At 56.6% G+C, this 12,889-nt stretch carries 13 protein-coding genes and 1 tRNA gene; 4 read left to right on the top strand and 10 right to left on the bottom strand.

Going from position 1 to position 12,889, the window contains the following annotated elements:
• Positions 1–15: 15 nt before the first annotated feature.
• Positions 16–1,554, bottom strand: a complete 1,539-nt coding sequence (locus tag ACR0I8_RS00750) for a L,D-transpeptidase family protein (protein ID WP_480702629.1) — start codon at positions 1,552–1,554, stop codon at positions 16–18.
• A 423-nt stretch (positions 1,555–1,977) separates the two neighbouring features.
• On the opposite strand from ACR0I8_RS00750, the gene mepK reads away from it, so the two are divergent.
• On the top strand, positions 1,978–2,547 hold the full coding sequence (mepK, locus tag ACR0I8_RS00745) for a peptidoglycan L,D-endopeptidase MepK (protein ID WP_170688652.1): 570 nt from the start codon (positions 1,978–1,980) through the stop codon (positions 2,545–2,547).
• A gap of 238 nt (positions 2,548–2,785) precedes the next feature.
• Here mepK and ACR0I8_RS00740 read toward each other — a convergent pair.
• The 9 genes from ACR0I8_RS00740 to iscR form a co-directional block, all read right to left on the bottom strand.
• Positions 2,786–2,862, bottom strand: a tRNA-Arg gene (locus tag ACR0I8_RS00740).
• Positions 2,863–2,928: 66 nt separating this feature from the next.
• Positions 2,929–4,149 carry a cysteine desulfurase gene (locus tag ACR0I8_RS00735; RefSeq protein ID WP_170688651.1) on the bottom strand — a complete coding sequence of 407 codons (1,221 nt, stop codon included), beginning with the start codon at positions 4,147–4,149 and terminating at the stop codon, positions 2,929–2,931.
• Between the two features lie 11 nt (positions 4,150–4,160).
• Positions 4,161–4,721 (bottom strand): Yip1 family protein, encoded by a 561-nt coding sequence (locus ACR0I8_RS00730; RefSeq protein ID WP_170688650.1) that lies wholly within the window; start codon positions 4,719–4,721, stop codon positions 4,161–4,163.
• Positions 4,718–5,203: a YIP1 family protein gene (locus ACR0I8_RS00725; RefSeq protein WP_170688649.1), complete on the bottom strand. Its 486-nt coding sequence runs from the start codon at positions 5,201–5,203 to the stop codon at positions 4,718–4,720. The genes ACR0I8_RS00730 and ACR0I8_RS00725 overlap by 4 nt, the downstream gene beginning before the upstream one ends.
• A gap of 1 nt (position 5,204) precedes the next feature.
• Positions 5,205–6,485, bottom strand: a complete 1,281-nt coding sequence (gene sufD / locus ACR0I8_RS00720) for a Fe-S cluster assembly protein SufD (RefSeq protein WP_170688648.1) — start codon at positions 6,483–6,485, stop codon at positions 5,205–5,207.
• Positions 6,485–7,240: a Fe-S cluster assembly ATPase SufC gene (sufC, locus tag ACR0I8_RS00715; RefSeq protein WP_170688647.1), complete on the bottom strand. Its 756-nt coding sequence runs from the start codon at positions 7,238–7,240 to the stop codon at positions 6,485–6,487. The genes sufD and sufC overlap by 1 nt, the downstream gene beginning before the upstream one ends.
• Positions 7,241–7,312: 72 nt before the next feature.
• Positions 7,313–8,833 (bottom strand): Fe-S cluster assembly protein SufB, encoded by a 1,521-nt coding sequence (sufB, locus tag ACR0I8_RS00710; protein ID WP_170688646.1) that lies wholly within the window; start codon positions 8,831–8,833, stop codon positions 7,313–7,315.
• Positions 8,834–8,851: 18 nt separating this feature from the next.
• Positions 8,852–9,895, bottom strand: a complete 1,044-nt coding sequence (locus ACR0I8_RS00705; protein WP_170688645.1) for a cysteine desulfurase family protein — start codon at positions 9,893–9,895, stop codon at positions 8,852–8,854.
• 51 nt (positions 9,896–9,946) lie between these two features.
• Positions 9,947–10,405: a Fe-S cluster assembly transcriptional regulator IscR gene (gene iscR / locus ACR0I8_RS00700; RefSeq protein WP_170688644.1), complete on the bottom strand. Its 459-nt coding sequence runs from the start codon at positions 10,403–10,405 to the stop codon at positions 9,947–9,949.
• Positions 10,406–10,580: 175 nt separating this feature from the next.
• On the opposite strand from iscR, the gene ACR0I8_RS00695 reads away from it, so the two are divergent.
• Genes ACR0I8_RS00695 through ACR0I8_RS00685 form a run of 3 tightly spaced genes read left to right on the top strand, consistent with a single transcriptional unit; the run spans position 10,581 to position 12,633 of the window.
• The gene (locus ACR0I8_RS00695) at positions 10,581–11,234 is read left to right on the top strand and encodes an alpha/beta hydrolase (protein ID WP_170373685.1); all 654 of its coding nucleotides are present in this window, start codon (positions 10,581–10,583) and stop codon (positions 11,232–11,234) included.
• Complete coding sequence (locus tag ACR0I8_RS00690; protein ID WP_170373684.1) at positions 11,234–11,479, top strand: hypothetical protein; 246 nt, start codon at positions 11,234–11,236, stop codon at positions 11,477–11,479. The genes ACR0I8_RS00695 and ACR0I8_RS00690 overlap by 1 nt, the downstream gene beginning before the upstream one ends.
• On the top strand, positions 11,476–12,633 hold the full coding sequence (locus ACR0I8_RS00685) for an HD domain-containing protein (RefSeq protein WP_170688643.1): 1,158 nt from the start codon (positions 11,476–11,478) through the stop codon (positions 12,631–12,633). The genes ACR0I8_RS00690 and ACR0I8_RS00685 overlap by 4 nt, the downstream gene beginning before the upstream one ends.
• Positions 12,634–12,889 lie beyond the last annotated feature (256 nt).

Genomic DNA, 12,889 nt, shown 5'->3' with positions numbered 1-12,889 from the left:
ATTTACCCTGAGTGCTTACCCCTGAACGTCCGGCAGGGCCACCCCTGCCTTTTGCAGCGCGTCCCAAATTTTGGCATCGCGGTTATAGACGTCGCGGCGATACTGAACTTCGCCTTTCGGGCCTATATAGGCGGTGCGGTAGATCAGGTGGACGGGCACTTTCTTGTCCAACTTCACTGTCGTTTCCTTGCCGGTATTCAATACACGGTGGAAGAACGCCTTGGGGTCCTCTTCCTGTTTGGACAGCAGCGCATAGGCGAACTCGAAAGGTTGCGCCAGGCGGATGCACCCGTGGGAGAACGCACGAACCTCACGTGCAAACAGAGATTTCTGAGGCGTATCATGCAGATAGATGTTGTACTTGTTGGGGAACATGAACTTCACCAGCCCAAGCGCATTGCTTTTGCTGGGCGGCTGACGCATCGCGAACGGGAAGTTGCGTGCGGTGAACTGGGTGAAATCGACGGCCCCTCGATTGACCTGACGACCACTTCGATCTGTGATCTGGATATGGCCCACCGCGTTCGGGTTCGATTTCAGTTTCGGCAGGTATTCCTTGGTGATGATCGAGCGTGGCACATACCAGCTGGGATTGATCACCATATGTTCCATCTCATCCGAGAATTCTGGGCTGCGGCGATCATGTACGTTTTTACCGATCACGGCGCGGGTCTCGAACGTGACCAGCCCGTCATCCACGATCTTTGCCGAGAAGTCGGCCTGATTGACGAGAATATGCCGCTCGCCCCGCTCGCGCGGGAGCCAACGCTCCCGCTCCAAGGCAACATAGACGGACTTTAAACGGTCCGAAGCCGGTCGGTTCAGCTCGGTGATGGTACCTTGTCCGGCCACACCGTCCGATTCCAGTCCGTGTGCTGTTTGGAACGCTTGAACGGCCGCAAGCAGGGCGTCATCAAACTCTGGACTGGCAGTGGGTTTAAGGTAACCCATCGAAACAAGCCGATTGCGCAGTTTGATCACATTCGGACCGGTATCGCCGTATTCCAGTTTAGCCACTGGAACGGTCGGCCCCCACCCGCCCTGGCGGATCAGGTTCTCCAACGCGATCTTTTGCTTCATCAAAGCGCGATATTGGGCGGTCTGCGGGATCAGAGTTTCAAAATATGCTGCACCTTGGGTGTTGAGTGCCTCAAGATGCTGGTTTGCATCACGGCGTTCAACCTCGCGCACAAGGCCATCATCAATACTGGCTGGTCGCAAGGCGCCGGAATAGATGTCATTTGCATAGGTCAGGAAGACACGGGACAGCTCAGCCTCGACCGTACCCAAATCGCGAACAGATCGCGCCTCAGCCATCTGATCGACCAGGGCCTGCACGTCAAATGCTGCAGGCAATCCATGGCGCTCCATCTCGGATAGGGCTTTGACCAACGCCGAACGGCGTTTGGCGTGTTCTGCTGTATCGCCGACCCATAGAGGGGCAAAGCCATTGCTGCGGTAAAATTCGGCAATCTGATCAGAGGGCGAGGTATTCTCGGCAACCGCCATCCGGAACGCAGTGTTCGAACCTTCGCCTGATGACGCGTTCGCCATAGAAGCCGTCGCCAGAAAACAGGCGGTGAAAACAAAACTGTTAATGGTCCGTAACACTGAGAGCATGGGATGGCCTTGGTTCTTCAATAACTTATGCGATGTCTGCCGAAGCTTTATTTTATATATGGTTTTCAGCCATTGGGCTTGTCTATTCACAAATACCTTACCTTTTTTCTTCTCTTGCACCCTGATGCGCGTTTGCATCTACCCGATGCCGAAAACACTCAGTTGCTCAATAAAATGACTCATTTGCATCACCTGCGCAAAAAACTGCCGAAAATTCCCCCTAACAAAGGTGCATTCCAAAGACTTCTTGGCCGACGATTCCAACTGTGCCATACATTCGCCATCTGGGATGGGAAAATATTAATACAGCGCGCGTAACATCGTGCGCAGGCAGGAACAGTACGGGACGAAACAAAAATGACCAAGAGCAGTACTTCGGGTATTACCCGTCGTGCCCTTCTGGGCGCATTCGCGGCAACTGCCGTGGCGGCAGCACCGACCTATTCCAATGCAGCAGGTTTCCTTCGTGGTGGTGGTGATATTCGCCGTATCCGCATGTATTCCGGTCGCACGGGTGAGCGGATTGATATGGTTTATTGGGTCGACGGCAGATACATCAAAGACGCCGTGAAAGAAGTGAACCACTTCATGCGCGACTGGCGCACCGATCAGTCGAAAGCGATGGATTTGCGCACAATCGACATCATGGCGGCGTCTCACAACCTTCTGGACGCCGATGAGCCCTATATGCTCCTGTCGGGGTATCGCTCGCCGCAAACCAACGCCATGCTGCGGTCCAAATCGCGCCGGGTAGCGCGGAACTCGCTCCATATGCAGGGACAGGCGGCTGACCTGCGCCTTGCATCCCGCTCGGTTTCGCAGATGGCCAAAGCGGCCATGTCCTGTCGTGCAGGCGGTGTTGGACAATACTACCGTTCGAACTTCGTCCATATGGATTGCGGAGTTGTTCGCAGTTGGCGCGGTTAATCATACTATCGTTTATTGAGATGGACTTGGCAGGCCATTAGGTCTGCCTGCACGTTGTTGCAAAACTCGAATTTTGCTGAAACGAGCTACGGGCATCGGCGGCTTTTGCCCTTTGAAGAGGCAGTCATTGTGAGTCTCTCTAGCCTACTGTAGCCAAAGGTGTTTTTCTAAATCCATCATCTAGCGGTTTCGAAGACCGCTACGGCTAGGCTGAACAAATCATCGAAATTGTTGGAAGTGGCGCACCTGAGAGGATTCGAACCTCTGGCCTCTGCCTTCGGAGGGCAGCGCTCTATCCAGCTGAGCTACAGGTGCCTTGGCCGTTAGCTAACCTTGTTCCGAGCCGGGTGCAACTGGAAAACGGACCGGCTCGGCCGAGATTTAGGCAAAGAGATCATGCGCCAGTTCAAGCGCGTCGATCAGGGTGTCGACCTCATCCGTGGTGTTATAGAGGCCAAAGCTGGCACGACAGGTGGCCGTCACCCCAAGGTGATCCATCAAAGGACCGGCGCAATGGTGACCGGCGCGAACCGCAACGCCTTTCTTGTCCAGAATCGTCGAAACATCATGCGCATGTCCCGCCCCATCCAGCGTGAAGCTGAAGATCGCGGCTTTGTCCGGTCGTGTCCCCTGAACCTGCAACCAGTTCAGACCGGTGAGACGCTGCATAGCATAATCGCGCAGACCTGCCTCGTGACTGGCAATATTCGCCATCCCCAGATCCATCATGTAGTCCAGCGCGACGCCTAGACCGATGGTTTGGACGATGCCCGGCGTGCCAGCCTCAAACTTCATCGGTGGATCATTGTAGATAACCTGATCCTTGCTGACCTCTTTGATCATGTCGCCGCCGCCTATGAAGGGGCGCATTTCGGCCATACGCTCGGATTTGATAAAGATCGCGCCGGAACCGGAGGGGCCATAGAGTTTGTGCCCAGTGATGGCATAGAAATCGCAACCGATATCCTGCACGTTGACCGGCATGTGAACCGAACCCTGGCTGCCATCAACCAGAACCGGCACACCCTTTGCATGCGCGCCTTCGGTGATGGCCTTCACATCGACCACAGTGCCCAACACGTTCGAACATTGCGTGACCGCGACCAGTTTGGTTTTGGGGCTGATCGCGTCAATCACGGCCTGCGGATCAAGCCCGCCATCTACATCGACATCGACCCACTTCAGTACGACGCCCTGACGCTCACGCAGGAAATGCCAGGGCACGATGTTGGCATGGTGCTCCATCACGCTGAGGACGATCTCATCCCCGGCTTCAAGCCGTGGCATGGCCCAGCCATAGGCGACCAGATTGATCCCCTCGGTCGTGCCTGAATTCAGGACAATCTCATCCTCATCAGCAACACCTAGAAAACGCGCAACGGTGCCGCGCACGGACTCATATTTCTCGGTCGCGAGGTTCGAGAGGTAGTGAAGCCCGCGATGCACGTTGGAGTATTCCTCGGCATAGGCGCGCGTAACGGCATCAATCACGACCTGAGGTTTCTGCGCCGACGCGCCATTGTCCAGATATGTCAGGGGTTTGCCGTTCACCTGCCGCGACAGGATCGGGAAATCAGACCGGATTTTCTGCACATCATACATGAGAGATCTTTCTAGACAGGACCCAACGGGTTGAGAAATAGGACAAAAGGTACGGCCAGCAACGCCGTCAACAAAATGACACCAAAGGATTTGCCCAGAGATCCAAACTTGTGCGCCTCATTCAGAAAATGAAGCGTTATGTAGAGGCTGTAGATGGCCGTTGCCAGGATCAGAGGGGCCATAAAAGCTACCGCGATCAAGCTCAGCGCGAGGGTCGCGACCAGTGCTGCAATTTGCAGAAACTGCAGCCAGATCGTCAGGATCATCAGATCTTCAAAACGCCCCGTTCCGCCCAGAAAACGCCCGACATAGAGAAAGGCCAGAATGCTGAACAACATGGTTCCGGCAGATCGGATCAGAACAACCGGAATCGACTGGGATACAGTTGGGCCACCCGATGCGGCGATCGACATATCTATGCCCATCTGCGCGATGCAATTGAGGACAACGGCCAGAAAGAATGCCAACCACAGAACCTCTCGCCCTGGGTTGAGGGCCAAAATCTGTCGCGCCGCTTCGGCAGGTTTTCTGAGCGTCAGGCTCGCCAGCGGGCCCAGGGGGGGTATAGTCATTCAGCCGACCTTTGTGCTTGTCGCAATCCGGATAACCAGAACCAGACAAAAACGGCAACCCAAATCAATCCGACCAAAGTTTGAGTCGGACCAGGGCCTATGAACCCAGCGACCAGTCCGTTTAGCAAAACCAAAGGCGCCGAGGACAAGAGCGCCCAGAACAATGCCAGTCTGGCGCCATAGGCACTGCCCTGCCCGCCCACCAGTCGCGCGACCCAATGAGACACCAAAGCCAGCGTGTAGAAGAACAGCGGCAGGATGAAGACCGAGCCCAAAAGCGCTCCACCCAGAAGCATGTTCAACTCGACCTGCTCAAGATGCGCGCGGCGGGCTAAGCTGGGCATTTGCGCGATGAACGCCACCACGCAGAAACCCATGACGAAGATCAGCGCCCGGTCTTCGCGCGGCCCCATATCCAGAAGCCGGCGCACAACGCGCCCCGGCCCCCGGTATGTGGCAACGATATCTGATGAGACCGGCATATTAACTGTGACGCGAAAGCCAGCCTTCCAGACGGGTCACGATCTCTTCGGCCAGTGTCTCGTCCTCGATCTCATCCACCGCCTCGGCAAGAAAAGCCAGCGTCAGCATATTGGTGGCGTCCTTCGTCGGGACTCCGCGCGAGCGCAGGTAGAACAAGGCGGTCTCATCAATCGCGCCCGAGGTCGACCCGTGCGAACAGGCGACATCATCGGCGTAGATTTCAAGCTCGGGCTTGGCGAGAAACTGGCTGTCATCGTCCAACAAAAGCGACTGGCTGATCTGGTAGCCATCGGTTTTCTGCGCGCCTTCCTTCACAAGGATCTTGCCTTGGAACACGCCCGTCGCGCCGTTGCGCAGGACCTTTTTGAACACCTGACGACTTTCGCAATTCACAGCGTCATGAGTTACAAAAACGGTGTCGTCGTGGTGAAAATCACCGTCCCCGACGCAAGCACCGGCCACATGGGCCACGGCATCGTCGCCGGTCAGCTCGATCACCTGCTCGTTACGAGTCAGCACGCCATTGGCGGTCAAGGTGAACGACTTGTAGGTCGATTCCTGACCAAGCCGCGTAAACATATGGGTCGCGGCCCGGCGTTCATGATCCCGGCCCTGAGCACGGACGTGGTGCAAGGTCCCGTTGTTGGCGATGTCGATCTCCATGCATTTGTTGAAGCGCGACGCGGCGGGACCATTCTCGAGGATCGTGGCCTCGGCATCGCCTTCAACACGGATCACGTGATGCAGGATCGCGTCCGAGTCTTCCGACTCGTGACGGTACACCAGATTGATCGGTTTCGACGGTTTGCCGGTCACATGGATGGCAACGCCGTCTGTCGCAAACGCTGTGTTCAAAGCGGCCAAAGGACGCTGAACCGGGGTTTGGCCCCGCTCCTCGAGCTTGCCGTAAAGATCCTTGGCCCAGTGGATATCCTTGCAGCAGATATCCTCCAGCCGGTCGATCTTGACACCTTCTAAGCTCAGATCGTCCGAGGCTTCAGCATCGAACACACCATCGACGAATACGATCTGAAGCCGATCGACATCGTTGAACACCATCGGCTCGCCCGAGTCGAAAATGGCAGCCTTGGGCGCATCGGCCGAGACCAGCGTATCCGGACGCGTATATTTCCAGTACTCATCGCGCCGACTTGGCAGCCCCATTTCTCGCACCCGGGCCAAAGCCCCTTGGCGCGCGGCTTTGGTGCAGCCGGGATCAGGCATTGTCAGCGAGGCCAGACGCTCTTCGGTTGCGGTCTGTTTTGCTTGCGGTAAGGCCATCAGTTCACCTCGGCAAGAATGTCGGAGTAACCGTTGTTTTCAACTTCCAGCGCCAACTCAGGACCACCCGATTTCACGATGCGGCCATCGGCCATGATGTGAACGACATCCGGTTTGATGTGGTCCAGCAGGCGCTGGTAGTGGGTGATGACCAAGAAGCCACGGCCCTCATTCCGAAGCGCGTTCACGCCTTCAGAGACCAGCTTCATCGCATCCACGTCGAGGCCCGAGTCGGTTTCGTCCAGAATGCACATTTTGGGTTCCAGCATCGCCATCTGCAGGATTTCATTGCGCTTTTTCTCACCGCCGGAGAAGCCGACATTGACCGGACGCTTCAGCATGTCCGCGTCGATCTTCAGCGATTTCGCCTTTTCGCGAACGAGTTTCAGGAAGTCAGCGGCCGACAGTTCCTCTTCGCCACGTGCTTTGCGTTGCGCGTTCACAGCGGTGCGCAGGAAGGTCATGTTGCCGACGCCAGGGATCTCAACCGGGTATTGGAACGCAAGGAACACACCAGCTGCGGCGCGCTCTTCCGGCTCCATCTCTAGCAGGTCTTCACCGTCCAGAGTGGCCGAGCCTTCGGTGACCTCATAGCCATCGCGCCCTGACAGCACATAGCTGAGCGTGGACTTGCCCGAGCCGTTTGGCCCCATGATCGCATGCACCTTGCCAGCCTCGACCGTCAGGTCGACACCCTTGAGAATTTGCTTGTCTTCTTCTTCAAGCTGCACGTGCAGGTTCTTGATTTCCAGCATGTTTTGTCCTTTTGCGTATCGCAAGAGGGCGCACGGCCCCCGCGTAAATTCTGATTTCAGAGAAGCTTGGGTTTAACCCACAGACCCTTCGAGACTGATGGCCACCAACTGCTGGGCCTCCATCGCAAATTCCATCGGTAGCGCCTGCAGCACGTCCTTGCAGAACCCGTTGACGACAAGCGCCACGGCCTCTTCCTCGTCCATGCCACGTTGACGGCAGTAAAACAGCTGATCGTCGTCCACCTTCGAGGTCGTCGCCTCATGTTCGACGCGACTCGAGTTGTTCTTGACCTCGATATACGGCACTGTGTGCGCCCCGCATTTGTCGCCGATCAGCAAGCTGTCACACTGGGTGTAGTTGCGGCTGTCTTTGGCCTTCGGGTGCATCGAGACCAGACCACGATAGGTGTTCTGCGCCTTGCCCGCGCTGATGCCCTTGGAAACGATGCGTGACTTGGTGTTCTTGCCCAGATGAACCATCTTGGTGCCGGTGTCGGCCTGCTGATAGTTGTTGGCAATCGCGATCGAGTAGAACTCACCCTGGCTTTCTTCTCCACGCAGGATGCAGGACGGGTATTTCCAAGTCACGGCCGAGCCGGTCTCGACCTGCGTCCACATCACCTTGGAGCGATCCCCACGGCAATCGGCACGCTTGGTCACGAAGTTATAAATACCGCCCTTGCCGTTCTCGTCCCCGGGGAACCAGTTCTGAACGGTCGAGTATTTCACCTCGGCGTCTTCTTCGACGATGATCTCGACCACGGCTGCATGCAGCTGCGCGGTGTCGCGCTGAGGCGCGGTGCAGCCTTCCAGATAAGACACGTAGGAGCCTTTGTCAGCGATGATCAAAGTACGCTCGAACTGGCCGGTGTTTTCCGCGTTGATACGGAAATAGGTGCTCAGCTCCATTGGGCAGCGGACACCCGGCGGGATGTAGACGAACGAGCCATCCGAGAACACAGCCGAATTCAGCGTGGCATAGAAGTTGTCCGACACCGGAACCACGGTGCCCAGATATTTCTTCACCAGCTCAGGATGCTCTTTGATCGCTTCCGAGATCGAGCAGAAGATCACGCCGGCCTTCTTCAACTCGGCTTGGAAAGTTGTGCCGACAGAAACCGAGTCAAACACGGCGTCGACAGCCACTTTGCGACCCTCGGCGGGCATATCCTCGGCGCCTTCCACTCCCGCCAGAATCATCTGTTCTTTCAGAGGGATACCGAGCTTTTCGTAAGTAGCCAGAAGCTTGGGGTCGACATCGTCCAGAGATTTGGGTTTCTCTTCCATAGATTTCGGACGGGCATAGTAATACTGGTCCTGAAAGTCGATCTCAGGGTAGTTGACCATCGCCCATTTCGGCTCTTCCATATTGGTCCAGCGTTCGAAGGCCGACAGACGCCATTCGGTCATCCATTCGGGCTCTTCGTTCTTTTCCGAGATCAGTCGAACGATATCTGGATTCACGCCTTTGGGCGCGTATTCCATCTCGATCTCGGTTTCCCAGCCGTATTTATAAGTGCTGACCTCGCGCACCGCATCCACGGTTTCCTGATCGACACCCTCTTTTACCTGGGTCTGGTCCAAAGCGGCCATTGTTTACCCTCCGTCAGATCACGCGGCCCGCGCGCGATGCTTTTTCTCTTTCTCAAGCCACGTTTCGGCGAAACGCAGCACATCTTCCTTGGTAGTCCGAGGTCCCAGCGACACGCGGATTGCGCTGGCTGCCGTCCCCTCATCAAATCCCATCGCAGTCAGAACAGCGCTGGCGCGGACCTTTCCGCTTGAACAGGCCGAGCCCGCACTGACCGCAAAACCAGACAGGTCCATCTGCATGACCTGCGTTTCACCCTTCCAGCCGGGCGACGCGAAACATGACGTGTTTGGCAGGCGAGTCTGGTCTATCCCGACAAAAATAGGTGATCTTTCACCAGCCTCAAGGGCGTTTTCTAGAATATTTCTAAATTCTTCGACCTGCTCCCAAACGCCATTGGCGAGATCTCTGGCAGCTGCTTCAGCAGCGGCCCCGAACCCCACGATTCCAATGACATTTTCGGTGCCCGAGCGCCGCCCCATCTCTTGCCCGCCACCCTTGATCTGAGCAGGCAGATCCGTGCCACGCTTCATCACGACGGCTCCGATCCCTTTTGGGCCACCCAGCTTGTGCGCAGACACAAGCGCCATCTGAACGTCCATCCAGTTGAACGCAATCGGCAGCTTGCCAAAAGCCTGAGTCGCATCGGTCACCGCCAAGCCCTTGGGTAAGGCCTGAACAATACCCGTTTCCGAGTTAGCAACTTGCAGCGTCGCATTCGCTGGATCGCTCACAGTGGCAGTTCCGTCCGAAGAAACCGAGATATCCTCGACAATCCAAGATCGTACTGCGTCATGCTCAATCGACGCACCGTGCAGGTTCCGACCCGCCAAAGCCAAGGCGGCCCCCTCGGTCGAGCCTGAGGTAAACACGATATCCGCGCCATCAGCCCCAAAAGCCGATGCAACCTGCGCCCGTGCGCGTTCGATCAAAGCCTTCGCCGCGCGCCCCTCGGCATGGACCGACGATGGGTTCCCGCAGACATCCATTGCCGCGATCATCGCGTCCCGCGCTTCGGGCCGCAAAGGCGTGGTGGCGTTATGATCGAGATAAACACGATTCATGGAGTCATCTTTTCCCAGATATTTCTGAAACTTGCATTCAGAGGCTACGGATCACTCATCCACAACGGCAAACAGGCTCGGAACCGCCGGACAGGGCGCGAGGTCATTCTTGATCACATCGGACAGGCGGGTCTGATGCAGGAACACATAGACATGTGCGCTGAGGCTTTCCCAAAGCCGGTTCGTCAGGGATTGCGCCCGGCTGCCCGAGGACGCACCCGAGGCCCCGGCCCCCTTGGCCATTGCATCCACCGTCTCATCTACGGCAGACAAAATCTCGACAACGCGGATCTCCGACGGCTGCCGTGCGAGGCGATACCCACCACCCGGACCTCGGGTTGAAGTCACAAGCTCAGCCCGGCGCAGTTTGACGAACAACTGCTCAAGATACGGCAGCGAGATATCCTGCCGTTCCGAAATTTCACCCAGTGTCACGATCTTGTCCGAGGGCTGCAGCGCAATGTCCGCCAGCGCCACCATGGCATACCGGCCCTTTGTCGACAGCTTCATTGTCATTTCCCTTCGGCAAGTTGGACGCGAAATCATTGACGCCGCCGCCGCCAGTGCGTATCTCCGACTGACAGCGCGTTGCGCAGGATATCACATTTAGAACCGTTCTAAGGTGCCCAACGAATACAGTCAAGTATTTCCCGGCGCCCAAGATAAAGACAGGACCAAAGCACACATGCCCGAGGTGATTTTTCCCGGACCCGAAGGCCGCCTGGAAGGCCGCTACCACCCGCAAAAGGAAAAAGACGCACCGATCGCCATCGTGCTTCACCCGCATCCTCAGTTCGGCGGGACCATGAACAACAAGGTGGTCTACAATCTGCACTACGCGTTCTATAACATGGGCTTCACCGTGTTGCGCTTCAACTTCCGCGGCGTAGGCCGCAGCCAGGGCGAATATGACCAGGGTGTGGGCGAGTTGAGCGATGCCGCCTCGGCGCTCGACTATCTGCAGTCGATGAACAACAACTCCAAGCATTGCTGGGTTGCAGGCTTCTCGTTCGGTGCCTGGATCGGAATGCAGTTGCTGATGCGACGCCCGGAAATCACCGGTTTCATCAGTGTGTCGCCCCCAGCGAATATGTACGATTTCTCGTTCCTCGCACCCTGCCCGTCTTCGGGCCTGATCATCAACGGCTCGTCCGACCGCGTGGCACCTCCGGCGGATACAACCGCGCTGGTCAACAAGCTGCATGAGCAGAAGGGCATCACCATCACGCATAATGAGGTCGAAGGCGCGGATCACTTCTTCCAGGATCAGCACATGGATACGCTCATCACCGATGTCAGCGACTATGTGAAACGCCGCCTGACCGAGAACACGCGCTGATGACAGACACCATCAATACCCTCGCTGCCAAACTGGCCGAGGATACATTGAAGGTCATGGATGAAACCGGCGACGATCGGTTTTACATGGAGGTCGGCAACTTGCTGGCGGCCTCCTCCCAATCTCTGGAAGAGGCCTTTCTGACCGAGATCCGCGTGCGCCTGTCCGAACGTCAAGCCCGCCAATTCGTGATCAAACGCCTGACAGATCACCGCTCCAAGCTGAAAGCGATTGAAAAACAATGAATGATCGACTGTCCGCGCAAATCGCGTTTCTGAAACAAGCGGACAAGTTGAAGACGGTGGATCGGGCAAACACCCTGCTAGATCAATCCCGGCCCGAGAATTCCGCAGAACACAGCTGGCATCTGGCTCTTTGGGCGCTGGTCATGGGGCCTCTGGCCGGGCCGGATGTGTCGATTGATCGAGTCATCCGCATGTTGTTGCTGCATGATCTCGTCGAGATCATTGTGGGCGATCATCCAATCCATCTCGAGACCGACTGGCAGAGCGTCGCCAAGGCCGAACACGCCGCGGCTCTGGATTTGTTCGGTCTATTGCCGCCAGACCAGACCCAGGGTTTTCTGGACCTATGGACGGAATTCGAAGCCGACCAGACGCCCGACGCCAAGTTCGCCAAGATGCTCGACCGGTGTCAGCCCCTGTTTCAGGTGCTGTATGCTTCTCCTAGACGGCCAGATCATATCCAGATTGCGCGCGAGAACCTCGCGACCGGGCGCGCGGCTTACCTGAGTGAGGCGCTGCCTCAGGCCTATGAACACGCGGCTGCGCTGTTGGCGGATGCGCCGACCGAGGAAAACAGTTTTACCCAACGGTTGGCGTTTCTGGTTGAGGCGGATCAGTTGAAATCCGTCATGCGCGCGTCGCGCCTGATGGCGGTTGATCGGTTCGAAAACTCGGCTGAGCACTCGTGGCACATCATGCTGTACGCGTGGGTTCTGGCCGAACATTCCCACGCTGAGGTCCAGTTGAACCGCGTCCTGCACATGCTGCTGCTTCACGATATTGTCGAGATCGACGCGGGAGATCACCCGATCCACGGTCAGGTCGATCACGCCGCCCAAGCCGAAAAGGAAGAGGCCGCAGCGCGACGCCTGTTCGGACTATTGCCCCAGGATCAAACGCAGGCGTTTTCGGATCTCTGGCATGAGTTTGAGAGCGCCAACTCGGCAGATGCGCGGTTCGCCAAGGCTGTTGACCGGTTTCAAACCCCAATTGCCAATCTTGAAACGGGCGGCGGCTCGTGGGTAGACTATGCCGTGACCTACCCTCAGATCGAAGCGCGGGTACGGCCCGCCATCGAACGCGGTGCGCCCGGTCTTTGGGATTGGTTGCAACCGTATTTGGCAGATTACTTTACGGTTTCAGCGAGGGGTTAGGCAAAAGAAAAAGGGCCAATAAGGCCCTTTTCCCTGCTTGGATCTTGATTAACGCCAAAACTACAAAACAAAGAAACCAACTAACATTTGGGCTGCATCAGAACTGACGGACCCCCCGTCTGCAAGCCACCCTAGCGCCGCAATAAGAGTCGAAGCAAAAACGACGTATTTAATAAACACAGTCATTGAAAAACTCGAAAACAAATCAACAAATACTGTTCTGTTATTTGCATAAATTGTGATCAGATCGTAGTCA

Source organism: Ruegeria sp. BG9 (assembly GCF_056538305.1).
The sequence above is the reverse complement of the archived record's forward strand: the minus strand, read 5'-3'. Positions and strand labels throughout refer to the sequence as shown.